This window comes from Paraburkholderia translucens (genome assembly GCF_020881035.1).
Classification (GTDB): Bacteria; Pseudomonadota; Gammaproteobacteria; order Burkholderiales; family Burkholderiaceae; genus Paraburkholderia; species Paraburkholderia translucens.
The window spans coordinates 244,493-266,825 of the sequence record NZ_JAJITC010000009.1; the positions used below are offsets into that span (position 1 = coordinate 244,493).

General features: G+C 64.1%; 22 protein-coding genes. 14 read left to right on the forward strand and 8 right to left on the reverse strand.

Going from position 1 to position 22,333, the window contains the following annotated elements:
* The first annotated feature begins 169 nt into the window (after positions 1-169).
* From hemL to LJ655_RS18755, 3 genes are read left to right on the forward strand one after another with little or no spacing between them, the layout of a single operon-like run.
* Positions 170-1,453: a glutamate-1-semialdehyde 2,1-aminomutase gene (gene hemL, locus LJ655_RS18745; RefSeq protein ID WP_230562721.1), complete on the forward strand. Its 1,284-nt coding sequence runs from the start codon at positions 170-172 to the stop codon at positions 1,451-1,453.
* A 51-nt stretch (positions 1,454-1,504) separates the two neighbouring features.
* On the forward strand, positions 1,505-2,656 hold the full coding sequence (gene ribD / locus LJ655_RS18750) for a bifunctional diaminohydroxyphosphoribosylaminopyrimidine deaminase/5-amino-6-(5-phosphoribosylamino)uracil reductase RibD (protein ID WP_230562722.1): 1,152 nt from the start codon (positions 1,505-1,507) through the stop codon (positions 2,654-2,656).
* Positions 2,657-2,671: 15 nt separating this feature from the next.
* Positions 2,672-3,307 (forward strand): riboflavin synthase, encoded by a 636-nt coding sequence (locus LJ655_RS18755; protein ID WP_230562723.1) that lies wholly within the window; start codon positions 2,672-2,674, stop codon positions 3,305-3,307.
* A 95-nt stretch (positions 3,308-3,402) separates the two neighbouring features.
* Here LJ655_RS18755 and catA read toward each other — a convergent pair whose 3' ends face one another.
* The 3 genes from catA to LJ655_RS18770 all read right to left on the reverse strand — a co-directional run bounded on the left by catA (position 3,403) and on the right by LJ655_RS18770 (position 5,868).
* Positions 3,403-4,338 carry a catechol 1,2-dioxygenase gene (gene catA, locus LJ655_RS18760; RefSeq protein WP_230562724.1) on the reverse strand — a complete coding sequence of 312 codons (936 nt, stop codon included), beginning with the start codon at positions 4,336-4,338 and terminating at the stop codon, positions 3,403-3,405.
* Positions 4,339-4,413: 75 nt separating this feature from the next.
* A complete protein-coding gene (gene catC / locus LJ655_RS18765) occupies positions 4,414-4,704 on the reverse strand; it encodes a muconolactone Delta-isomerase (RefSeq protein WP_230562725.1) in 291 nt (96 codons plus the stop codon).
* Positions 4,705-4,731: 27 nt separating this feature from the next.
* Positions 4,732-5,868, reverse strand: coding sequence for a muconate/chloromuconate family cycloisomerase (locus LJ655_RS18770; RefSeq protein ID WP_008919232.1), 1,137 nt, complete (start codon positions 5,866-5,868; stop codon positions 4,732-4,734).
* 387 nt (positions 5,869-6,255) lie between these two features.
* Between LJ655_RS18770 and ribBA the strand changes: the two genes are divergently transcribed.
* The 4 genes from ribBA to LJ655_RS18790 all read left to right on the forward strand — a co-directional run bounded on the left by ribBA (position 6,256) and on the right by LJ655_RS18790 (position 9,754).
* Entirely contained in the window at positions 6,256-7,389 is a 1,134-nt protein-coding gene (gene ribBA / locus LJ655_RS18775; RefSeq protein ID WP_230562726.1) for a bifunctional 3,4-dihydroxy-2-butanone-4-phosphate synthase/GTP cyclohydrolase II, read from the forward strand.
* Between the two features lie 48 nt (positions 7,390-7,437).
* Positions 7,438-7,950, forward strand: a complete 513-nt coding sequence (gene ribH, locus LJ655_RS18780) for a 6,7-dimethyl-8-ribityllumazine synthase (protein ID WP_230562727.1) — start codon at positions 7,438-7,440, stop codon at positions 7,948-7,950.
* Entirely contained in the window at positions 7,947-8,381 is a 435-nt protein-coding gene (nusB, locus tag LJ655_RS18785) for a transcription antitermination factor NusB (RefSeq protein ID WP_230562728.1), read from the forward strand. The genes ribH and nusB overlap by 4 nt, the downstream gene beginning before the upstream one ends.
* A gap of 176 nt (positions 8,382-8,557) precedes the next feature.
* The gene (locus LJ655_RS18790; protein ID WP_230562729.1) at positions 8,558-9,754 is read left to right on the forward strand and encodes a pyridoxal phosphate-dependent aminotransferase; all 1,197 of its coding nucleotides are present in this window, start codon (positions 8,558-8,560) and stop codon (positions 9,752-9,754) included.
* Between the two features lie 95 nt (positions 9,755-9,849).
* On the opposite strand, the gene LJ655_RS18795 is transcribed toward LJ655_RS18790, so the two are convergent.
* Positions 9,850-11,052, reverse strand: a complete 1,203-nt coding sequence (locus tag LJ655_RS18795) for a transglycosylase SLT domain-containing protein (RefSeq protein WP_230562730.1) — start codon at positions 11,050-11,052, stop codon at positions 9,850-9,852.
* A gap of 615 nt (positions 11,053-11,667) precedes the next feature.
* Between LJ655_RS18795 and LJ655_RS18800 the strand changes: the two genes are divergently transcribed.
* Both LJ655_RS18800 and LJ655_RS18805 read left to right on the forward strand, forming a co-directional pair.
* Positions 11,668-13,242: a UbiD family decarboxylase gene (locus tag LJ655_RS18800; protein ID WP_230562731.1), complete on the forward strand. Its 1,575-nt coding sequence runs from the start codon at positions 11,668-11,670 to the stop codon at positions 13,240-13,242.
* A 46-nt stretch (positions 13,243-13,288) separates the two neighbouring features.
* Positions 13,289-13,969, forward strand: a complete 681-nt coding sequence (locus LJ655_RS18805) for a LysE family translocator (protein ID WP_230562732.1) — start codon at positions 13,289-13,291, stop codon at positions 13,967-13,969.
* 70 nt (positions 13,970-14,039) lie between these two features.
* Here the strand turns inward: LJ655_RS18805 and LJ655_RS18810 are convergent, their stop codons facing one another.
* From LJ655_RS18810 to LJ655_RS18820, 3 genes are all read right to left on the reverse strand, one after another.
* On the reverse strand, positions 14,040-15,005 hold the full coding sequence (locus LJ655_RS18810) for a threo-3-hydroxy-L-aspartate ammonia-lyase (protein WP_230562733.1): 966 nt from the start codon (positions 15,003-15,005) through the stop codon (positions 14,040-14,042).
* A 195-nt stretch (positions 15,006-15,200) separates the two neighbouring features.
* Entirely contained in the window at positions 15,201-15,503 is a 303-nt protein-coding gene (locus LJ655_RS18815; RefSeq protein ID WP_230562734.1) for a hypothetical protein, read from the reverse strand.
* Between the two features lie 385 nt (positions 15,504-15,888).
* Entirely contained in the window at positions 15,889-16,050 is a 162-nt protein-coding gene (locus LJ655_RS18820; RefSeq protein ID WP_184011158.1) for a hypothetical protein, read from the reverse strand.
* A gap of 275 nt (positions 16,051-16,325) precedes the next feature.
* Between LJ655_RS18820 and LJ655_RS18825 the strand changes: the two genes are divergently transcribed.
* The 3 genes from LJ655_RS18825 to LJ655_RS18835 all read left to right on the forward strand — a co-directional run bounded on the left by LJ655_RS18825 (position 16,326) and on the right by LJ655_RS18835 (position 18,400).
* Positions 16,326-17,261 (forward strand): Rossmann-like and DUF2520 domain-containing protein, encoded by a 936-nt coding sequence (locus LJ655_RS18825; protein ID WP_230562735.1) that lies wholly within the window; start codon positions 16,326-16,328, stop codon positions 17,259-17,261.
* 95 nt (positions 17,262-17,356) lie between these two features.
* Positions 17,357-17,677, forward strand: coding sequence for an EthD family reductase (locus LJ655_RS18830; RefSeq protein WP_230562736.1), 321 nt, complete (start codon positions 17,357-17,359; stop codon positions 17,675-17,677).
* A 159-nt stretch (positions 17,678-17,836) separates the two neighbouring features.
* Complete coding sequence (locus LJ655_RS18835; RefSeq protein ID WP_230562737.1) at positions 17,837-18,400, forward strand: YggT family protein; 564 nt, start codon at positions 17,837-17,839, stop codon at positions 18,398-18,400.
* A gap of 88 nt (positions 18,401-18,488) precedes the next feature.
* On the opposite strand, the gene LJ655_RS18840 is transcribed toward LJ655_RS18835, so the two are convergent.
* On the reverse strand, positions 18,489-20,123 hold the full coding sequence (locus tag LJ655_RS18840) for a methyl-accepting chemotaxis protein (protein ID WP_230562738.1): 1,635 nt from the start codon (positions 20,121-20,123) through the stop codon (positions 18,489-18,491).
* A 717-nt stretch (positions 20,124-20,840) separates the two neighbouring features.
* Between LJ655_RS18840 and LJ655_RS18845 the strand changes: the two genes are divergently transcribed.
* A complete protein-coding gene (locus LJ655_RS18845) occupies positions 20,841-21,377 on the forward strand; it encodes a hypothetical protein (protein ID WP_230562739.1) in 537 nt (178 codons plus the stop codon).
* Complete coding sequence (locus tag LJ655_RS18850) at positions 21,370-22,113, forward strand: hypothetical protein (protein ID WP_230562740.1); 744 nt, start codon at positions 21,370-21,372, stop codon at positions 22,111-22,113. The genes LJ655_RS18845 and LJ655_RS18850 overlap by 8 nt, the downstream gene beginning before the upstream one ends.
* The last annotated feature ends 220 nt before the right edge of the window (positions 22,114-22,333 follow it).

A 22,333-nucleotide genomic window follows, 5' to 3' on the forward strand; every position in this document is an offset into this window, starting at 1 on the left:
AGGCAGGCACAACACGCGCCGCCGCAACCGTCCGCCCGAGGAGCCCGCCACCGCCGACTCCGGTACAATTTCTCGATCCATCCCAGCATCGCGCGAAGGGTCCGCGGGAATCGTCCAAGGCCCTTTGCGCCGCTGCGCAACCCCTATTCGAGCTATCCCAGCCATCGCCATGTCCAGAAACGAAATCCTCTTCGAACGCGCGCAACGCACCATCCCCGGCGGCGTGAATTCGCCGGTGCGCGCCTTCCGTTCCGTCGGCGGCACGCCGCGCTTCATCGAGCGCGCGCAAGGTCCGTACTTCTGGGACGCGGATGGCCAGCGCTATACCGATTACATCGGCTCGTGGGGGCCGATGATCCTCGGCCACGTTCATCCCGAAGTGCTCGACGCCGTACAGCGCGTGCTCGCCAATGGTTTTTCGTTCGGCGCGCCGACCGAGGCGGAAGTCGAGATCGCGGAGGAAATCTGCAAGCTGGTGCCGTCGATCGAACAGGTGCGCATGGTGTCGAGCGGCACCGAGGCGACGATGAGCGCGCTGCGTCTCGCGCGCGGCTTCACGAACCGCAGCCGCATCGTCAAGTTCGAGGGCTGCTATCACGGCCATGCGGACAGCCTGCTCGTGAAGGCTGGCTCGGGTCTGCTGACCTTCGGCAATCCGACTTCGGCGGGCGTGCCGGTCGATATCGCCAGGCACACCACCGTACTCGAATACAACAACGTCGCCGCACTCGAAGAAGCGTTCAAGGCATTCGGCAACGAGATCGCATCGGTGATCGTCGAGCCAGTCGCGGGCAACATGAACCTCGTGCGCGCGACACCCGAATTCTTGCAGGCGTTGCGCCGCCTGTGCACCGAGTACGGCTCGGTGCTGATTTTCGACGAAGTCATGTGCGGCTTCCGCGTTGCGCTCGGCGGAGCACAGCAGCTCTACGGCATCACGCCGGACCTCACGTGTCTTGGCAAGGTGATCGGCGGCGGCATGCCGGCGGCGGCCTTCGGCGGCCGGCGCGACATCATGGCTCATCTCGCGCCGCTCGGCGGCGTCTATCAGGCGGGCACCCTGTCCGGCAATCCGATCGCGGTCGCGGCCGGCCTGAAGACGTTGCAGCTGATCCAGGCGCCCGGCTTCTACGACACGCTCGCCGCGCGCACCACGCGTCTCGCGCAAGGCCTCGCGCAGGCGGCCCGCGAAGCGGGCGTGCCGTTCGCGGCCGATGCGCTCGGCGGCATGTTCGGCCTCTACTTCCGCGAATCGATCCCGACCAGCTTCGCCGACGTCACGCACAGCGACGTGCCGCGCTTCAACGCGTTCTTCCATAAGATGCTCGACGCGGGCGTGTACTTCGCGCCGTCCGCCTATGAGGCGGGCTTCGTGTCGAGCGCGCACGACGACGCGGTGATCGACGCGACGATCGACGCCGCGCGCGGCGCGTTCGCAGCGTTGCAGGGCTGAAGCAAAGGCCGCGACCCGCACGACCCAGACACCGCACTACAACGGACACCGATGTTCTCGCAAACCGATTTCGTCCACATGGAACGCGCGCTCGCGCTTGCGAAGCGCGGCATGTACACGACCGATCCGAACCCGCGCGTCGGTTGCGTACTCGTCAGAAACGGCGAGGTGATCGGCGAAGGCTACACGCAGCCGGCCGGCCAGGATCACGCCGAGATTCGCGCGCTGAAGGATGCACGCTCGCGCGGCCACGATCTGCGCGGCGCGACGGCCTACGTGACGCTCGAACCGTGCAGCCATTTCGGCCGCACGCCGCCGTGTGCGAACGCGCTGATCGAAGCGCAGATCGGCCGCGTGATCGCGGCGATGGAAGATCCCAATCCGCAAGTCTCAGGCCGCGGTCTCGCGATGCTGCGCGAGGCCGGTATCGAAGTTCGCTGCGGGCTGCTCGCAAACGAAGCGCGGGAGCTGAACATCGGCTTCGTGTCGCGCATGACGCGCGGCCGTCCGTGGGTGCGCATGAAAGTGGCGGCATCGCTCGATGGCCGCACCGGCTTGCCGTCGGGCGAAAGCCAGTGGATCACGAGCGCGGCCGCGCGCGCCGACGGCCACGCGTGGCGCGCGCGCGCATCGGCGATCCTGACCGGCATCGGCACCGTGCGTGAGGACGATCCGCGCATGACCGTGCGCGCCGTGGATACGCCGCGCCAGCCGCACCGCGTATTGATCGACAGTCAGCTCGACGTGCCGCTCGACGCGCAGATCCTCGCCGGCGCGCCGACGCTGATCTTCTGCGGTCATCTCGATGCGCGTCTCGAAGACCGCGCGGGCGCGCTGCGCGAGCGCGGCGCCGAGATCGTGCCGCTGCCGAACGCCGCCGGCAAGGTCGATCTGCCGCGCATGCTGAGCGTGCTTGGCGAGCGCAATGTGAACGAATTGCACGTCGAGGCCGGCTACAAGCTGAACGGCTCGTTGCTGCGCGAAGGCTGCGTCGACGAACTGCTCGTTTATCTCGCACCGAGCCTGCTCGGCACGGACTCGATGAGCATGTTCAATCTGGCCGCGCCCGACCTGCTCGAAGACCGCGTGAGGCTGACGTTCCATACGGTCGAGCGGATCGGCGAGGATCTGCGGATCCTCGCGCGCTTCGCGCCGACAGCCGCGCCCGGGACCGACGCCGTGTCCCCCACCGTTTCGAAATAATCAAGGACTAGCACGATGTTTACGGGAATCGTCGCGGCAGTGGGCCGCATCGAATCAGTCAAGCCGCTTGGCACAGGCGGCGACGCGGGCGTACGCCTGAACGTCGAGGCCGGCGGCCTCGACCTCGCCGATGTACAGCTCGGCGACAGCATCACGATCCAGGGCGCCTGCATGACGGTGGTCGCGAAGACCGCTCATTCGTTCGAGGTCGACGTGTCGCGCGAAAGCCTGAACCGTACGGCCGGTCTCGGCGAAACCGGCGAGGTCAATCTCGAGAAAGCGCTGCGCGCGCATGACCGGCTCGGCGGCCATATCGTGTCCGGACACGTCGACGGACTCGGCACCGTCACGCGTTTTGCGCCGGTTGGTGAATCGCACGAGCTGCGTATTCTGGCGCCGCGCGAGATTGGCCGTTATCTCGCCTACAAGGGGTCGATTGCGGTCAATGGCGTGAGCCTGACCGTGAATTCCGTCGACGATCGCGACGATGGCTGCGAGTTTTCGATCAATCTGATTCCGCATACCGTGCAAGTGACGGCGCTCAAGCATCTGCGCGACGGGGTGCGGGTGAACCTGGAGATCGATCTGATCGCGCGGTATGTAGAGCGGATGCTCAATGCGCCGCGCGATGGCGATCAATCGCCCAAATAACTCCGTTCCGGGCGAGCCGCCCGTCCCGCGATATCTCACCACTTTCCGCGGCCGCGTTTTCTGCGGCCGCGTCGGAAAGGCGCCGCCTCGTGCGATTACGCCTCGGCCGAAGCGCGCAGACGATGGACGAGCTGATTGTCCTTACCCTGGACCAGCGGCGTGATCGTGAAGTCGAACTCGATCTCCTTGTACGCATCGGCCTTCAGGCCCAGCGCCGCGCCACCGGCTTTCTCGACGACCGGCGGAATCAGCTCTTCGCGCGTTGCATACGCGAAGTCGTCCCAGATCAGCGGATCGCCGTCGATGTTGAACTGCGTGGTCAGCTTGCGATGGTTGTCGCTCGTGACGAAGAAGTGCACGTGCGCCGGACGGTTGCCATGACGGCCCAACGCGTCCAGCAGTTGTTGCGTCGCGCCTTGCGGCGGGCAGCCGTAGCCCACCGGCATCAACGTGCGGAATTCGTACTTGCCGTCGGCGCCAGTCTTCACCGCGCCGCGCAGGTTGAATTCGCTCTGCGCGCCGGTCGGATCGAAGTGCGAGTAAAAGCCCTTCGAGTTCGCGTGCCAGCATTCGACGACCGCGCCTGCGACCGGCTTGCCGTCCATATCCTTGACCGTGCCGTGGATGACGAGCGGGCCCGCGTCTTCGTCCGCGTTGATGTCGATCTTCGAGACGCCTTCGCGCACCTTCGCCCCGGCGACGTACAGCGGGCCTTCGATCGTGCGCGGCGTGCCGCCTTCGAGACCGATCTGCTTGTCCGCGGCATCCATGCGGACGTCGAGGTACTTCTCGAGGCCGAGGCCAGCCGCGAGCAGCGCCGCTTCGCCGTCCTTGCCTAGCTTGTTCAGATAGTTGATACCGGCCCAGACTTCGTCCGGCGTGATATCGAGGTCATCGATCGCCTTGAACAGGTCGCTCAGCAGACGGAAAACGATCTGCCGGAAACGTGCGTTGCCGTTGCCGGCATCGACGTTGGAAGCGGCTTTCAGCAGATCCTGCACTTCTTTGGTTTCAAAAACTTTGACGCTCACGATGACTGTCTCCAGTTTGTATTGGGGAAAAATGGCGTTGGATGCGCTCGCCTTGATTGCGCCTGGCCGCTGGGCTCAGATGTCGTCGTCCCGAATCGACGACGGGTGACGACACAGAGGCGTCACCGAAATCTTCATGTACGGGAACAGAGGCAAGCCGGAAAGAATGTCATGCAGTTCGGCGTTGCTCTCTACATCGAAGATGCTGTAATTCGCGTACTCGCCAACGAGACGCCAGATATGGCGCCACTTGCCGCTACGCTGGAGATCCTGCGAGTAAGCCTTCTCGCGCGTTTTGATTTCGTTCGCCACCTCGGCCGGCATGTCAACCGGCAGGTGCACGTCCATTCGTACATGGAAAAGCATCGTTGAGTCCTACTGATCAGAATCCGTTTAGCGGGTGACCTTCATCAGCCCGTCCCGGGTGAATCGCTTGACCTTAGCCTCGTCGAGTTCGATGCCCAGACCCGGGCCGTTCGGCACGGTCAGCTCGAAGTCGCTGTAATCGAGCGGCGTGGTCAAAATCTCTTCAGTGATGAGCAATGGCCCGAACAGCTCGGTGCCCCATTGCAGATTCGCGAAGCTCGCGAACAGATGCGCGGACGCCACCGTGCTGAACGCGCCTTCGAGCATCGTGCCGCCGTACAGTTCGATGCCGGCGGCATCGGCGATCGCGGCCACGCGCTGGGCGGCGAACAGGCCACCGTTCTGTTCGATCTTGATCGCGAACACGTCGGCGCCGCCATTCTTCGCGATCTCGAACGCGCTTTCCGGGCCTTGCAAAATCTCGTCGGCCATCAGCGCAACCGGGAAGCGGCGCATCAGCCGGGCTAGCGCCGCGGCGGACGCGACCGGCTGCTCGACCAGATCGCAACCTGCGTCGGCCAGCGCCGGAATGGCCCACGCGGCCTGTGTTTCGCTCCACGCCATGTTGACGTCGACGCGCACCGCGGCGCGCTCGCCGACCGCCTTCTTGATCTCGGCGACGTGCTTGATGTCGGTCTTCAGTTCCTTCGCCCCGATCTTCAGCTTGAAGACCTTGTGGCGACGCACGTCCAGCATATGCTCGGCTTCGGCGATGTCCTTCGCGGTATCACCCGACGCGAGCGTCCACGCGACCGGCAGGCGCTCGCGACGACGGCCGCCGAGCAGCTCGCTCACCGGCACGCCGAGGCGCTTGCCCTGCGCGTCGAGCAGTGCGGTTTCGAGCGCGCTCTTCGAGAAATGATTGACCTTGACCAGCTTGCCGAGGTGCGCCATCAGCGCCTGGATTTGAGTCGCGTCCTTGCCGATCATCGCCGGTGCGAAGTAGGCGTCGATCGCGAGCTTCATCGCCTCCGGGCTTTCCGGGCCGTAGGCCATGCCGGCGATCGTGGTGCCTTCGCCGATGCCGACGATGCCGTCGCTGCAGTACACCTTGACCAGCATCAGCGTTTGCCCGTACATCGTGGCGACCGACAGCTTGTGAGGGCGGATCGTCGGCAGATCGACGAGGCGGGTTTCGATGCGTTCGATGGTCGCGAGTGTCATGGCGGGTACGGCGAAAGGTGAGTTCATTGCACGTTTTTATACCCCTCGCCCGTTTGGGCCGTCCAATACTTTTCCTGTCCTTTTTCATACCTGCAGGGTATGGTCGAGTCAGAAAGACCGGCCTTTCTAGGGATTTCGCATTGCATCATGCGCTCCGCGCATTGAGAAACGGCCCACTTTCTCGCCTCGAGAATGATCTGCGTCAGCCTTCGATGCATGCAGAGCATGTTGTGCGGACCGCCCCGCCTTCCTCGTCCACTGTTTCGACGAGCATAGCGACCCGGCCGAGTTCATCGCCAGTCGGCCAAACGGCCCAGGTCATCTGGCGGAGGCGACTTGGACCCGCGCGTGGCGTAAAATACGCGCTTTCCCGAAAATCTCGCCAACATGACGCTCGCCTCCACCCAAGAGATCATCGCCGAACTGAAAGCAGGCCGGATGGTGATTCTCGTCGACGAAGAAGACCGCGAAAACGAGGGCGACCTCGTGATCGCCGCCGAGTTTGTCACGCCGGAAGCGATCAATTTCATGGCTCGCTACGGCCGCGGCCTGATTTGCCTCACGCTGACCCAGGAACGCTGCAAGCAGCTCAATCTGCCGCTGATGACCTACCGAAACGGCACGCAGTACGGTACCGCGTTCACGGTCAGCATCGAAGCGGCCGAAGGCGTCACGACCGGCATCTCGGCAGCCGATCGCGCTCGCACGATCGCCGCTGCGGTCGCGCCCGACGCGAAAGCGGAGCACATCGTGCAACCGGGCCATATCTTCCCGATCATGGCCCAGCCGGGCGGCGTGCTGGTGCGCGCAGGCCATACTGAGGCCGGCTGCGACTTCACGAGGCTCGCGGGCCTCACACCGGCCGCGGTGATCTGCGAAGTGATCAAGGACGACGGCACGATGGCGCGCCTGCCGGACCTGATCGAGTTCAGCAGGGAGCACGGCCTGAAAATCGGCACGATCGCCGATCTGATCCACTATCGCAGCCGCACCGAATCGATCGTCGAGCGTATCTGCGAACGCACCATGCAAACCGCGCACGGTGCGTTCCGCGCGGTCATGTATCTCGACCAGCCGAGCGGCCAGCCGCATATCGCGCTGGTGCGCGGCACGCCGTCGCCCGATCACGACACGCCGGTGCGCGTGCACGAGCCGCTGTCGGTGCTGGATCTGCTCGAAGTTGGCGAATCCACCCATTCGTGGACGCTGGATGCGGCCATCAAGGAAATCGCGGAACGCGATCTCGGCGTGGTCGTGCTGCTGAACTGCGGCGACTCGAAAGACCATCTGATCGACGTTTTCAAGGCTTTCGACTCGAAGGAAAAAGCGGACGCGCTGAAGCGCCGGCCTGTCGACTTCAAGACTTACGGCATCGGTGCGCAGATTCTGCGCGAACTCGGCGTCGGCAAGATGCAGGTGCTGTCGAACCCACGCAAGCTCGGCAGCATGTCGGGATATGGTCTCGAAGTGACGGGCTTCGTTCCGATGCCCGGCAGCAAAACGCAAGCCCCGCAAATCTGATCCGGCCACTCACGCGCCTCGCGCCCACTCAAACACTACGGAATCCACATGGAAATCGGACAATACCAACCGAATCTCGACGGCGACGGACTGCGCATCGGCATCGTCCAGGCGCGCTTTAACGAACCCGTCTGCAACGGCCTCGCCGACGCCTGCATCGAAGAACTCGAACGCCTCGGCGTGACCGGCGAAGACGTGCTGCTCGTCACGGTGCCGGGCGCGCTGGAAATCCCACTCGCGCTGCAAAAGCTCGCGGAAAGCGCGCAATTCGACGCGCTGATCGCGCTCGGCGCGGTGATCCGCGGCGAGACCTACCACTTCGAGCTCGTCTCGAACGAAAGCGGCGCGGGCATCACGCGCATCGGTCTCGACTTCGGTATTCCGGTCGCGAACGCCGTGCTGACCACCGAGAACGACGAGCAGGCCGTCGCGCGCATGACCGAGAAAGGTCGCGACGCCGCGCGCGTGGCTGTCGAAATGGCGAACCTCGCGGTCGCGCTCGAACAACTCGGTGGCGATGACGACGAAGAAGAAGACGAAGACGACGGGGAAGAAGCATGAAGAGCGCACGCAGACGCTCCCGCGAACTGGCCACGCAGGGGCTTTACCAGTGGCTGCTGTCGGGTTCGTCCGGCAGTGAGATCGATGCGCAACTGCGCGGCGCGCAAGGTTACGACAAGGCCGATCACGAGCACCTGGACGCGATCCTGCATGGCGTGATGCGCGATTCCGAGATGCTTTCGGCCGCGATCACGCCCTGTCTCGACCGCCCGATCGATCAGCTGTCGCCAGTCGAGCGCGCGGTGCTGCTGGTCGCCGCGTTCGAATTGAAAAATCACGTCGACATTCCGTACCGTGTGGTCATCAACGAAGCGGTCGAACTGACGAAGACGTTCGGCGGCTCGGACGGCTACAAGTACGTGAACGGCGTGCTCGACAAGCTCGCGGCGCAAATGCGCGCCGCCGAAACGCAGGCAGCCCGCAAGGGCTGAACGCGTGGTGCGCGGGCGGCCATGCCACGCATCGGGCCCCTGCCGCGCCGCACTGCTCCGGGCGAAGAATCGCAATCGCCCGCAAGGACACCGCCTCGCACATCAATGAACGCATCAGCGCATCATCGGATGTGCGGGCGCAGTCCCGCTTCCGCTTCTGAACTGGATCTGACCGTATGAACTCCGTGACCGAACCTCTCGTGCGGCTTGCCGCGCGCGTCGATGCCATCCAGCCTTTCTACGTGATGGAACTGGCCAAGGAGGCCGCGCTGCTCGAGCGCGAGGGGCGCGACATCATTCACATGGGCATCGGCGAGCCGGATTTCACCGCGCCCGAGCCGGTCATCGAGGCAGCCGCGAGCGCGCTGCGCCGCGGCGTCACGCAGTACACCAACGCGCTCGGCGTGCACGCGCTGCGCGAGGCGATTTCCGCGCATTACGCCGAGTTCTACGGCGTCGATGTCGATCCGGCGCGCATCGTGGTCACGGCGGGCGCGTCGGCCGCGCTGCTGCTTGCATGCGCGGCGCTCGTCGATCGCGATGACGAAGTGCTGATGCCCGATCCGTGCTATCCGTGCAACCGCCATTTCGTGATCGCCGCCGAAGGCAAGCCGGTGATGGTGCCGAGCGGCCCGGCCGAGCGCTTCCAGCTGACCGCCACCGACGTCGAGCGCCTCTGGGGCGAGCGCACTCGCGGCGTGCTGCTCGCGTCGCCGTCGAATCCGACCGGCACGTCGATCGAGCCGGCTGAGCTCGAACGCATCGTCAAGGCCGTGCGCGCGCGCGGCGGCTTCACGATCGTCGACGAGATCTACCAGGGACTGAGCTACGGCGCGAAGCCGGTCTCGGCGCTGTCGTTCGGCGACGACGTCGTCACCGTCAACAGCTTCTCGAAGTACTTCAACATGACCGGCTGGCGCCTCGGCTGGCTCGTCGTGCCGCCTGCCATGGTCAGCGCGTTCGAAAAGCTCGCGCAGAACCTGTTCATCTGCGCATCTGCGCTCGCGCAGCACGCGGCGCTTGCCTGCTTCGAGCCGGAGACGATCGGGATCTACGAAGCGCGGCGTCTCGAATTCAAGCGACGCCGCGACTTCATCGCCCCGGCGCTCGAATCGCTCGGCTTCTCGGTGCCGGTGATGCCAGACGGCGCGTTCTACGTGTATGCGGACTGCCGCGGCGTCGCCCACCGGGCGGCCGGCGACAGCGCGGCGCTCACCAAGGCGATGTTGCATGAGGCCGGCGTCGTGCTGGTGCCGGGCATGGACTTCGGCACGTACGCGCCGAAGGACTACATCCGGCTATCGTATGCGACCGCCTATCCGAAGCTCGAAGAGGCGGTCGAGCGCCTGGCGAAGCTGTTTGGGCGATACTGAGGCATTCAGTCGGCGGGCTGCCGATCCGCCAGACATAAAAAAGGACACTTTCGAGTGTCCTTTTTTCTTCGCGCGGCTGTCCGGCACGGCCTAACTCAAGCTCCCAGCTCCGAGGCCGACGCCACACGAGGCGTCGAACTGGCGCTCGAGTCGTCCTGATCGGAGGGTTGGGTGTGCGCTGCCGGCGTCGCCGAGCTCAGCGCGTGACCGCCTTGCAGCGTCACCTGCACGCGCTTGCCGTTGCCGCCGCTCGTCACAGCGGCCGACGCCGGCGTGGCCGACGCGGTCAGCACCGGCGCCTGCGGCGCATTGATCGGCACCTTGCGGCCACGCGCAACGTCGCGCAGACGACCGCGTTCGGCCATCACCTTCGCACCGTAGCCGCCGTCGTCCGGCGTGCTAGAGCCGACGTAGAGGCGCAGGCCGCCCGGCAGCGAGCCGCCGCGCGCGATGCAATCCTTCAGTACGAGCGCGCCGACCTTGATGTTGGCGAGCGGTTCGAGCGCCGCGCTCTGGCCGCCGAAATACTGGAATTTGTCCGAATGCACCTTCGACATCACCTGCATCAGGCCCTGCGCTCCGACGCCGCTTTCGGCGTACGGGTTGAAGCCCGATTCGATCGCCATTACCGAAAGCAGCAGCAGCGGATCGAGGCCGACTTCGCGGCCGGTGTCGAACGCGGCCTTCACGAGCTCGCTGACGGGCTCCTGAGCGACGCGATAACGCCGCGCGAGGTATGAAGCGACCAGGTCCTGCTCGTGGCTGGAGACCAGCACGCGGTCATCGCGGGCATCGGGGGAAACGCGCTGCTGCGGAATCAGACGCGCGAGCGCGCTGACGCTCTGCATCGTGCGCGGATTCAGGCCGTTGAGCGCCGCTACGCTCGCACCCGACGTGCCGGAGCCATCGAACGCGCCGTCGAAGCTCGTGGTGGCCGTCGTGAGGGTCATGCTGCCGTCGTTCGTGCCGTCGGCGGGGTTCGGCGTGTTCAGCGGGTTGGCCGACAGCGATTCGTCGGAAGACGCGCCAGCGTTTCGTGCCGGTCCGATCGCCGGCAGTGGATTGCCTTGCAGCAGGCGGGCGGGACCCGCTTGCACGGCGGCGGAAATGACCGGCATCAGACGCGCGGCGAGCGCGCCGCGCCAGGTCGGCATCAGCCACAGTGCGAGAGCCAGCACCACCGCGATACCGCCGACAATGCTGAACAGATGATGACTCAGTCGCGTCCCGCGGCGCAGCGCACCGCGCACAACCTGCGCAATTCGCTCATCGGGACGCCACGATAACCAGGCGTTCATTCAGATCTCCCATCTTGCATGATCCGCGAACTCCGCCGGGACGAATCAGGCGGAACAGCGTGCTCGCAGAGTCAAGGCATCGCGTGCTCTCTGGTTGGGCAGCAGCGATGCCGGGATAACGGTAACAAATACCGTTCGGGGAGCCATCTCAAGACAGCCCATACATACTCGATGCATGCCGGGCTCGGCTCCCACGCGAAAACCAGCATGGATGGACGCTGGTGAAGGACTTCGATAAGGCCGTTCCACCCTGAAGGGAAACAAAACGGTGACGCGTTGCGTCTTAGGACCGGGGCGAAGGTAAAAAGGTTAACGCCCCACAACCAATGTCGACGGATTCTATGCACGGTGTTATAGATCGTCAACACTATAGAATGCAACAACTATAACTATTTGTTATTATGAACAGTGTTCAGTCCGCGGAGACCCGCGCTCGACGCGCGTTTCGAGCGATCCGGCCCTAGCTGCGTGGCATAGGCGATTTGGTTGCTCTACGTGCGCTGGCTAACGCATGTAAAATCGACAATCGCTTTTTTCGCGCCAGACAGGTACCACCGCCGTCCCTCCCGCGCTCCCAGTCCTATGCGCCGCGCATGCGGCCCTAAACCGTCACAGATGAAATACAAAGACCTGCGCGATTTCACCGGCCGCCTCGAGACCATCGGTGAACTGCGCCGAATCTCGCAACAGGTATCGCCGAATCTCGAAATGACCGAGCTGTGCGATCGCGTGCTGCGCGCGGGAGGCCCGGCCCTGCTGTTCGAGAACCCGGGGCGGCAGGCGTTCCCGGTGCTCGGCAATCTGTTCGGCACGCCGCGCCGCGTCGCGCTCGGCATGGGCATCGATGCCGAAGCGGGTGAAGGTGATCAGACGGCGCTCGAGTCACTTCGCGACGTCGGCCGGCTGCTCTCCGCGCTGAAGGAACCCGAGCCGCCGAAAGGAATCAAGGATGCGGGCAAGCTGCTGTCGCTGGCGAAGGCGGTGTGGGACATGGCGCCGAAGACGGTCAGCGCGCCGCCCTGCCAGGAAATCGTCTGGGAGGGTAACGATGTCGATCTGGCGAAACTGCCCATTCAGACCTGCTGGCCCGGCGATGCGGGACCGCTGATCACCTGGGGCCTGACCGTCACGAAAGGGCCCAATAAGAGCCGACAAAACTTAGGTATCTATCGCCAGCAACTGATCGGACGTAACAAACTGATCATGCGCTGGCTCGCGCATCGCGGCGGTGCGCTCGATTTCCGTGAGTTCGCGCTGCAAAATCCCGGCAAACCGTATCCCGTGGCCGTCGTGCTCGGCGCCGATCCGGCGACGATTCTCGGTGCGGTCACGCCCGTGCCCGATACCCTCTCCGAATACCAGTTCGCCGGCCTGCTGCGCGGCGGGCGCACCGAGCTCGCAAAGTGCATCACGCCGGGCGTCGACGGCCTACAGGTGCCTGCGCGCGCCGAGATCGTGCTCGAGGGTTTCATCTATCCGCAGGAAGGCGCGCCCTCGCCTGCCCCGGCTGGCGCGCCGCCGCGTCCGTCGAAAGGTGCCTCGGCCACCTACGAACACGCGCTCGAAGGCCCGTACGGCGATCACACCGGCTACTACAACGAACAGGAATGGTTCCCGGTTTTCACGGTCGAGCGCATCACGATGCGCCGCGACGCGATCTATCACTCCACCTACACCGGCAAACCGCCCGACGAGCCCGCGGTGCTCGGCGTCGCGCTGAATGAAGTGTTCGTGCCGCTGCTGCAGAAGCAGTTCACCGAAATCACGGACTTCTACCTGCCGCCCGAAGGCTGCAGCTACCGCATGGCGATCGTGCAGATGAAGAAGAGCTACGCTGGACACGCAAAGCGCGTGATGTTCGGCGTGTGGAGTTTCCTGCGGCAATTTATGTATACCAAGTTCATCGTCGTCGTCGACGAGGACGTCAATATCCGCGACTGGAAGGAAGTGATCTGGGCGATCACGACGCGGGTCGACCCCACGCGCGACACGGTCCTCGTCGACCGCACGCCGATCGACTATCTCGATTTCGCGTCGCCGGTGGCCGGGCTCGGCTCGAAGATGGGGCTCGACGCGACCAACAAGTGGCCGGGCGAAACCAGCCGCGAATGGGGTCGCCCCATCGTGATGGACGACGCGGTCAAGCGTCGTATCGATAGCTTGTGGAACGAGTTGGGCCTCGGCCTGTGACGCTCGCCGGACAACACAACCAATAACGGATGGAGCGCTCGCGGGGATGCACGCTTTTTCGATGATGTCGGACGGATTTTTTCTGTCGCTGTCGCTGTGCCTCGATATCGGCCTAGTCAACGTCGCGATCATTTCACTGACGCTGTCGCAGGGCTTCCGGCCAGGCTTCTGGCTTGGGCTTGGCTCATGCGTCGGCGACCTCATATACGCGACGCTCGCGCTCGCGGGCATGGCCGCGCTGCTGCAGTTCGAGTCGGTGCGCTGGGTCGTGTGGATCGGCGGCTCGGCGATCCTGCTGTTTCTCACCTGGAAGATGGCGCGCGAAGCGGTGCTCCCCGCCACGGCGCCCGCGGTCGCTGGCGACGGCACTGCGCCAGCGCCGCATCAATCCGCATGGCGCGGGTTTCTGCGCGGCGTGCTGCTCGCGGTGTCGTCGCCGTCGGCGATTCTCTGGTTCGCGGCGGTCGGCGGCGCGCTGATCGCTAAGGCTGGCGCATCGAGCCCGACGACCGCATTGATCTTCCTCGTCGGCTTTTTCCTCGGCGGCCTTTGCTGGACGCTTTTTATCTGCGGACTCGGCAGCCACGGCCGCAAGCGCGCCGGCGCCGGTCTGCTGCGCGCGTGTCACGTTCTGTCGGCGCTGCTGTTCGCGTATTTTTCGTACAGCGTGATCGTCAACGGGTATCACGACCTGATCGTGGGGAGCACCGCGCAAGTGGCAAGCTGAATCGGTTCACTGAAAAGAAAAACGGCTCACGGGGAGCCGTTTTTCCATCATGCGATCCGATGTGAGCCGCTCATGCGAGGTACTGCGCGAGCTTCGGCAGGTCGACGTTACCGCCGCTCACCACCACGCCCACACGCTTGCCCTTCACCGGCACGATGCCGTTCAGCACGGCCGCCGCTGCAAGACAACCGGTCGGTTCGACGACGATCTTCATGCGCTGCGCGAAAAAGCGCATCGTCTCGATCAGCTGCACGTCGCTGACCGTTTCGATTCGCGCGACCAGTTGGCGGATGATCGCGAACGTGTAGTCGCCCAGATGCGTCGAGGCCGCGCCATCGGCGATCGTGCGCGGGGTGTCGATACGTACGATCTCGCCGCGCGCGAGCGACTGCTGGCCGTCGTTGCCCGCTTCGGGCTCGATGCCGATCACCGTGCAAGCCGGACTCAGCGCGGCCGCCGACAACGCGCTGCCGCTGAGCAGCCCGCCGCCGCCGAGGCACACGAACAACATATCGAGCGGACCGGTTTCGTCGATCAATTCCTTGACCGCGGTGCCCTGCCCGGCGATTACGTGCGGATGATCGTACGGCGGAATCAGCGTCATGCCGCGCTCCTCGGCGAGCCGACGGCCGATTTCCTCGCGGTTTTCCTTGTAGCGGTCGTAGGTGATCACCTCGCCGCCATAGCCTTTCGTCGCGGCGACCTTGGCCTCGGGCGCGTCGTGCGGCATCACGATCGTCGCGTGAATGCCGGCGAGGCGCGCCGACAGCGCGATCGCCTGTGCGTGATTACCCGACGAATAGGTCAACACGCCCGCTTTGCGCTGCTCCGCGTCGAAGTGCGAGATCGCGTTGTACGCGCCGCGGAACTTGAACGCGCCCATGCGCTGGAAATTTTCGCACTTGAAGAAGACCGACGCGCCCGTGCGCTCGTTGAACGTGCTCGACGTCAGAACGGGGGTGCGGTGCGCGACGCGCTCGAGACGCGCGGCCGCGTCGAGAACGTCATCGAAGGTGGGAGCGGCAAGCGCTTGCATTGGGGAAACTCTCCTCGGCGGTGGCGGAACGGCCATTCTCCCAGCTTCGCCAATGCATTGGAACGGCGCCTGCGCGAAGCCTCATCGCCGTCGTGGACAGCGGGAACCGGCAGCGCAAAATAAAAACGGCGCAACCCGGCGGATGAGCCGGCGTTACACCGTCGAGGTTCTCGCGCGCCTCATGCGCGCCCGCGCTTAGCGGCGATAGTAAGGATGCCCGTAGTACCCGCGATAACCGTGGTAGTAGCCACGGTAATAAGGATGGCCATACCCGTAGTAGCCGCCCACCACGACCGGAACCGGCGCATAAACCGGCGGGGGCGGCGCGTAGTAGACCGGCGGCGGCGAGTAGTAGACCGGCGGCGGCGCCGCATACACCGGATAAGCCGGCGCGATTGGCACCCCAAGGCCGATACCGACGGAAACACCTGCCTCAGCGGCCCCGGCAAGTCCCAGGCCGAGGGCGGCTGCAACGACAAACGGAACGATCTTTTTCACTTCTGCTCTCCTCGAGCGGCCTTGCAGGTCGCCCACTGCGCATGCCGCGCATGCTGATGCACCAATGTATCTAAAACGCCCCAGCCGAACTGTTCGCATTTGTTGCAAATTGCAATGAGCCACGGGAAGCGGTTTGCCAGTCGCCGCGCGGGCGCATCTGCGGCGGCGCCGAGGCGAGGATGAAATGGGCCGGGAATCAAGGGGTTGCACGCGACTGACGGGACACGCGCCACAGTTCTGACCGAACGCGCTTGTCGGCGTTCGCACATCGGTAATCTTTAATTACAAATTCGCTTCAATCCTGACAGCAGGAAGGAATTTCACAAAAACAAATGCCCGGCCAATTTCTTGAGCCGGGCATTTCTTGACTGCGAAGACCGTGCGCCTAGCCGACCTTCACATACACGAATTCGCGGGACACGTTCGGCGGCACGTACGCGCCGCTGATCTGCACGCGCGGCGTCAGGCGCTTCTTCTGATCCCACCAGCGGCGCCGCTGGGCGTGTGTCAGGAACCGCAAGTGCTTTCGGTACGAAAAAATGCTCATCTCGACCCTCCCGAATTTCTGACTGCGAACGAAGTACGGAACTGCAACTGCCAAACCGGCTCGTCGACCGCTGATTCCTGTCACTCACGATTGTGATCAGTTTCCACACCCGCGAGCGTCGCGCCACCCGATGACCGATCGCGGCTGCCATATCGCCCGCAAACTCATCCGACGACAGCTGTCGGACCATGCAAGGGCCGGATCGCGCCGACGCTGCGCCGGATGCGCGATACTGCTGCTTTACCGTTCACACGACCCGTCCGGAGCAGGCGACCATGTCCAAGTCTTCCTTGCCGCGCGTCGGCTTCATCGGCGCGGGGCGGCTCGCTCGCTGCCTCGCGCTCGCGTTCGCGCGCGCCGGCTATCCGGTCGCCGCGGTGGCGAGCCGCTCGGCCGGTTCCGCGCGCCGGCTCGCTGCCCAGATCGAACGCTGCGCGGCCTGCGACGATCCGCAACAAGTCGTCGACGCCGCCGATATCGTTTTTTTAGCCGTTCCCGACGACAGCATCGGTACGACAGCGCACACTCTTCGGTTCGCCAGCGACGCGGCGAGCGGCCACGGCAAAGCGCTCGTGCACTGCAGTGGCGCATCCCCGGTCGAGCTGCTCGCGCCGGCGCGCGATCAGGGCGCGGCGATCGGCGGCTTTCATCCACTCTATCTGTTTAGCGGCGAGCTTGCCGATCTCGACCGCATCTCCGGTTGCTCGGTGACGATCGAGGCCGAAGGTGCGCTGAAAGAGACGCTGACCGCGCTCGCCCTCGCCCTGCGCTGCCATCCGCTGTCCATTCCGCCGGGCGGCCGCATGCTGTATCACGCCGCCGCTCATTACGCGGCGAGCTTCGCGCTATGCAGCCTCGCCGAATGCGTCGCGTTGTGGCGCACGCTCGGCCTCGCCGAAGACGACGCGCTGCGCGCGCTGCTGCCGATGCTCTCCGGCACGATCGAAACCGCGCGCGACAAGGGTCTGCCCGATGCGCTGGCAGGCCCGGTTTCGCGCGGCGATGCGGGCGTCGTGGAGAAGCAGCTCGCGCTGCTCGAGGGGTTCGGCGGCGACCACGCCACGCTGTATGGTCTGCTGACGCGCCGCGCGGTCAACCTCGCCCGGAGACGCGCAACGCCCCCCGCGGCGATTGAAGCGATCTCCGAAGCTGTGGAAGAATCGCTGGGCCGCTCGCTGAATCAGGCCGCGGCAGGTGCAAGCGTCAAGTAAGCCGTGATAATGTGACGTCCGGCGCGAGAGCGAAGCCCTCGCGAAACGCGCAGCCACCTGCGCCGCGCTTCGGGATCAACAGACGAGAACGCATAATGATCAAGGTCAGCATCCTCTATCCGTACCGGGAAAACGGCCGCTTCGACATGGACTACTACTGCACGACCCACATGCCGCTCGCGGCGAAGCTGTTCGGGCCGGCGCTGAAGGGCTGGTCGGTCGACGCAGGCCTCAACGGAGGGCCGCCCGGCACGCCGCCGCCGTACGTGGCCGCGGGTCACTTTCTGTTCGATAGCGCGGACGACTTCTATCAAGTGTTCAAGCCCGCGTCCGAGCAACTGCTGGCCGACATCCCGAACTACACCGACGGCGGCAACGGCACGATCCTCATTAGCGAGATCAGAATTTCCGTGTGATGCCGGACAGACAGCCATCGGGCCGCGGCGCGCAATGACGCCGAACCCAGCTGGCTGGCTAACCGGGTAACTCCAGCAAACCGCCGGCGCGCACTGATCGGGCGACGCCGGCAGCCCGCGGCCGGCCGGCGGCCGTCATCAGAAGCATAAGGACACGAGATGTTTGGCGATATCGCCCGTTTTCTGCTCAATACCGTTTTCACGCTGTTCGGCGCTGCGCTGCTGTTGCGCGCATGGCTGCAGGTCGTGCGCCTGCCGCCGTACAACCCGGTCTCGAACGCCGTGCTGCAGGCCACCAACTGGATCGTGCTGCCGCTGCGGCGCATCCTGCCGAGCACGCGCAACATCGACTGGGCGAGCGTGGCCGCGACGCTGATCGCCGCGATTATCTACGTGGTGCTAATGATCGTCCTCACCGGCGCCGATCCGCTGACGCTCGTGCCGACGCTGCTGATCGTCGCGGTGCTGACCGCGATCAAATGGGCGCTCAATCTGATCATCTGGATGACGATCCTGATGGCGCTGCTGTCGTGGCTCAATCCGCGTTCACCGGCGATGCCGATTCTCTATCAGCTGACCGCCCCGTTCCTGAATCCGCTGCGCCGGGTGCTGCCGAAATTCGGCGGCATCGATCTGTCGCCGATCCTGCTGTTCGTGATCGTGCAGGTGCTGCAGATGGTCGTCACGCGCGCGGCGGTTCAGCTGACTTATTTTGTGATCTGAGCTGATGCCACAGGTGGCTGGGAGGACGCGCAGCGGTCAGCCGCGCGTCGCGCCCGCTACGCCGCCGATTGCGAGAGCATGCGGCGAATCAGAACGTACTCCGCTCGCTATCCGCGGCCGACGCCACGCGCTCGCGCGCAGGCGCGGTCATCGCAAAACTGCGGCTCTCCTCTGTCCGGAACACCGACACCGTCTCCTTCATTTTGCGCGCCTGTGCTTCTAGTGATTGCGCGGCCGCCGCGGCCTCTTCGACGAGCGCCGCGTTCTGCTGCGTGGTCTCGTCCATCTGCGTGACGGCCTGTCCCACCTGGTGAATGCTGCGGTTCTGCTCCTCGGAGGCCGTCGCGATTTCGCCGACGATATCCGACACGCGATGGATCGCGTCCTTGATATCCGCCATCGTCGCGCTGACTTCGGCCGCCTGCTGCGTACCGCCCTCGATGATCGCGACCGACGTCGTGATCATCTCCTTGATTTCCTTGGCCGCACTGGCCGAGCGCTGCGCGAGGTTGCGCACTTCGCTCGCGACCACCGCGAAGCCGCGTCCCTGCTCGCCCGCGCGCGCGGCCTCGACCGCCGCGTTCAAGGCAAGAATATTGGTCTGGAACGCGATGCCCTCGATTACGCCGGTGATCTCCGAGATCTTCGTCGAGCTGCCGCTGATCTCGCCGATGGTCCGCACCATCCCCTCGACAGCGGTGTTGCCGGCACTCGCGATTTGCGCCGCCTGGGTGGCGAGCGCGCTCGCGTTGCGCGCGTTGTCGCTGTTGCGGCTGACCGTCTGTGTCAACTCCGACATGCTCGCAGTGGTCTGTTCGAGCGACGCGGCCTGCCCTTCGGTTCGCGCGGACAGATCGATGTTGCCGCTCGCAATCTGTTGTGAAGCGATGCTGACCGAGTCGGCGCTTTCGCGGATCGAGCCGAGCGCCGTCGCGAGACGTCGCTGCATGTTCGCGACCGCGCGCACGATGCTGCGCTCATCAGTGCTCTCCGTATGCAGGCGCTGACTCAGGTCGCCGCCCGCGATCCGCTCGACGATCTTCGCGACTTCGGCCGGTTCGCCGCCGATCTGCCGCACGACCGCGCGCGTCAACAGCAGCCCGAGACCGATCGCAATCGCAACGCCGACGACCGCACAACTGCCGATCCACCACGTCATCGAGCGCACCATTTCGACGCCGTTCGCGACGCGCTGTCTGGCCAGTTCGTCGCGTACGTCCGACAGCTTGATCATCAGTGTGCGCAGCTTGACGTGCAGCGGGTCGGTGGTCGATTTGAGCTCGGCGAGCGCGCCGGTCTGGTCGCCCTGGTCGGCAAGCGCCATCACCTTCGCGACCGAAGTCATATAGGCCGGATAGGCGGCGTCGAAGTCGCCCAGCAATTGCTTCTGCGCCTCGGTGGTCGCGTGCTTGCGCTCGTAGTCGAACGCCGACAGGATCGCCGCCTCACCGCCGTGGTTCAGGCGCACCGTATCGGCGCGGCCGGCCGCCTCCGGATTCAGGATGTACGAATAGAGGCGGCGGAAGTGCGAGGCCGCCTGCCACGCTGCGGTGCCGTCGTCGCGCACCGGCACGAATTCACGTTCGTACATTTCGGTTTGCATCGACGCGACTTCGCGCAGCTTGAGCACGCCGACCGTGCCGACGATAGCCGTCACGAACGCGCACAGCATCAACGAGCCGACAAGCTTCTGGCTCAGCTTCAGATTTGAAAACCACTGCATGTTGGGAAATTCTCTTGATCGGGAGGAGGATCGCCGGGTCCGCGTCGGCTCCGGTTGCGAAAGCGCGCGGTGTTAGGCACCACCGGGATATCGGCAGACGAACACGGAATCTGGAGGCTTAGCGAACCCGGCAACGCGCTCCGACAAGCTCACCTGGACAGATAGCCGTTCCGACGCCGGCATCCGCACCATACCCCTGCCCAAACGGCCCAAAAGCCTGTAAAATCGTGCGTTCCGCGGGCGTCGTATAATGGTAATACCCTAGCTTCCCAAGCTGCAACGGCTTGAGCAAACCCACTATTCATGCGGGTTTTGGAGGTGGTTTCCCAGCATGCACCATTGAAAACTACGCGTCACGCGGGTTTGAAGGCGACGCCAGTTTTCACCCCAACACAGACCCCAAAAAGCTGCTGATCTAGCGGTCACAATTCGTGCGCCGCTGCCCAGCGAACTCGTAGTGCCGCCCCACCGTACAACCATCCCATCGGCTCCCAGTACGCCGCCTCAGCGGATCGCGGCTTATCGTTTTTCCGACGCTGCGCACTACTACAACATTCGTGACGCGCACTTATACAATCTAAATACCGGCTTGCGTGCGATCGCATCAGACAGCATTACGCGGGACCTGCCTGCGACATTCGGAGCGACATGAGGTGTTTGACACTCAAGACGCTGCGAATACAATGCTGTCATACAATTCGTCCGGGGACTTTCATCATGAGCGAAGAGGCAGCAAAGGAATTCAGCGCAATCAAAACCGTACATGACGCGCTAGAGCCGCTGGACGAAGAAGCGAGAGCCCGCGTCCTGACCTACATCACGAGCCTGCTAGGCATTGACGCGAAGGTCACAAGCAGGAGCGGTGCAACGCTCGTCGACACCGAGACCGCCGACGAGGCAGCAGCAGAGATGGCCGCCGACGAGGCAGCTATGGAAGCACCGACCTTCTCTACCTTCGCGGAACTTTACGCGGCCACTAGCCCAAAAAACAACGGTGAGAGGGCGCTTGTCGTTGGCTACTGGTTACAGGTATGCCAAGGGGCAGAGAATTTCACGGCCGCCTCGGCAAACAAAGAGTTAACTCATCTCGGACACAAGGTCGCGAACATTACCGACGCAATCGACTCGATGAAGAACCAGAAGCCGATGCTCATCCTGCAGCTCAAGAAAAGCGGGAACAGTCGTCAGGCCCGTAAGCTGTATAAGGTAAGTCACGAGGGAGTTAAGCGCGTCGAGGGGATGATTGGTGGATGAGGCGCGACTCACCGCTGCGCTGTCCGGCCTCATCGGTCCAACTTTGGCCGCTGACCTAGTGGCCGACCTTATGAAGATCAGGCGGGATTGCGCCACGAGGACCCTTGAGAGGGCTGCGCCGGGTAAGTTTGTCGAGACATTCGTGCAGTGCCTTCAGCTCATCGACACTGGGACTTATGACGCGAAGCCAAGTGTCGATGACTATCTCGGCAAGAAGGTCGAGAACACTGCGCTTCCCGAAGGATTGCGGATATGCGCAGCGCGAGTCGCGCGTGCCATGTACACCTTCCGAAACAAGCGAAATATCGCCCATAAGAATGACGTCGACGCGAACACACACGACTTGGCATTCACTCATCAAGGTGCAGCTTGGGCAACCGCCGAGCTTCTAAGGCACGCGACGGGCATATCAATGCAGGAGGCCGGCGCGTTGATCGAGCTTGTGCAAGCGCCCGTGGGGACGCTCGTTGAAGAAATAGACGGTACGAGGCTGATCCACGCGGACGTCCCGGTCCGAACCGAGTTGCTGTTCCTTCTGCACAGTCACTATCCCGACGCCGTTCCCGTAGATGCAGTGCTGAGGAGTCTGAGTCGACGGAGCGCTGGCACTGTCCGTAACCGCTTGCGAGACCTGCACGCGGAGAAACTCACGCACGGCAACCCGAAGTCGGGCTACCGGCTTACGCAAGCAGGCCATGCAGCGGCCGTTGTGGAGATAAAGAACCTGTCGGTTTAACCCGAAAAGCGCTGAGAGCGATCGAATGCTCGAGTCTCCGAACGGCTCCTTACGGAGCCGTTCGGAGACGAGAAGCAGCACCGCGACAAGTTACTTGCTGCCCATCGGCTCGTGCATGTCCTTGATCATCTGGTAATAGATACCCGCCTGATCTAACGGGGTTTTCCTCGTTAGTTTCGCCCACTTCACGTACCAGAGGAAAGCTGCCAAACTTCTCGCC

What these genes read in the sequence shown, in the direction of transcription:
- hemL (WP_230562721.1), top strand. Translation starts at nt 170, where the DNA reads ATGTCCAGAAACGAAATCCTCTTCGAACGCGCGCAACGCACCATCCCC.
- ribD (WP_230562722.1), top strand. Translation starts at nt 1,505, where the DNA reads ATGTTCTCGCAAACCGATTTCGTCCACATGGAACGCGCGCTCGCGCTT.
- LJ655_RS18755 (WP_230562723.1), top strand. Translation starts at nt 2,672, where the DNA reads ATGTTTACGGGAATCGTCGCGGCAGTGGGCCGCATCGAATCAGTCAAG.
- catC (WP_230562725.1), bottom strand. Translation starts at nt 4,704, where the DNA reads ATGCTTTTCCATGTACGAATGGACGTGCACCTGCCGGTTGACATGCCG.
- LJ655_RS18770 (WP_008919232.1), bottom strand. Translation starts at nt 5,868, where the DNA reads ATGACACTCGCGACCATCGAACGCATCGAAACCCGCCTCGTCGATCTG.
- ribBA (WP_230562726.1), top strand. Translation starts at nt 6,256, where the DNA reads ATGACGCTCGCCTCCACCCAAGAGATCATCGCCGAACTGAAAGCAGGC.
- ribH (WP_230562727.1), top strand. Translation starts at nt 7,438, where the DNA reads ATGGAAATCGGACAATACCAACCGAATCTCGACGGCGACGGACTGCGC.
- nusB (WP_230562728.1), top strand. Translation starts at nt 7,947, where the DNA reads ATGAAGAGCGCACGCAGACGCTCCCGCGAACTGGCCACGCAGGGGCTT.
- LJ655_RS18790 (WP_230562729.1), top strand. Translation starts at nt 8,558, where the DNA reads ATGAACTCCGTGACCGAACCTCTCGTGCGGCTTGCCGCGCGCGTCGAT.
- LJ655_RS18795 (WP_230562730.1), bottom strand. Translation starts at nt 11,052, where the DNA reads ATGAACGCCTGGTTATCGTGGCGTCCCGATGAGCGAATTGCGCAGGTT.
- LJ655_RS18800 (WP_230562731.1), top strand. Translation starts at nt 11,668, where the DNA reads ATGAAATACAAAGACCTGCGCGATTTCACCGGCCGCCTCGAGACCATC.
- LJ655_RS18805 (WP_230562732.1), top strand. Translation starts at nt 13,289, where the DNA reads ATGCACGCTTTTTCGATGATGTCGGACGGATTTTTTCTGTCGCTGTCG.
- LJ655_RS18810 (WP_230562733.1), bottom strand. Translation starts at nt 15,005, where the DNA reads ATGCAAGCGCTTGCCGCTCCCACCTTCGATGACGTTCTCGACGCGGCC.
- LJ655_RS18820 (WP_184011158.1), bottom strand. Translation starts at nt 16,050, where the DNA reads ATGAGCATTTTTTCGTACCGAAAGCACTTGCGGTTCCTGACACACGCC.
- LJ655_RS18825 (WP_230562735.1), top strand. Translation starts at nt 16,326, where the DNA reads ATGTCCAAGTCTTCCTTGCCGCGCGTCGGCTTCATCGGCGCGGGGCGG.
- LJ655_RS18830 (WP_230562736.1), top strand. Translation starts at nt 17,357, where the DNA reads ATGATCAAGGTCAGCATCCTCTATCCGTACCGGGAAAACGGCCGCTTC.
- LJ655_RS18835 (WP_230562737.1), top strand. Translation starts at nt 17,837, where the DNA reads ATGTTTGGCGATATCGCCCGTTTTCTGCTCAATACCGTTTTCACGCTG.
- LJ655_RS18840 (WP_230562738.1), bottom strand. Translation starts at nt 20,123, where the DNA reads ATGCAGTGGTTTTCAAATCTGAAGCTGAGCCAGAAGCTTGTCGGCTCG.
- LJ655_RS18845 (WP_230562739.1), top strand. Translation starts at nt 20,841, where the DNA reads ATGAGCGAAGAGGCAGCAAAGGAATTCAGCGCAATCAAAACCGTACAT.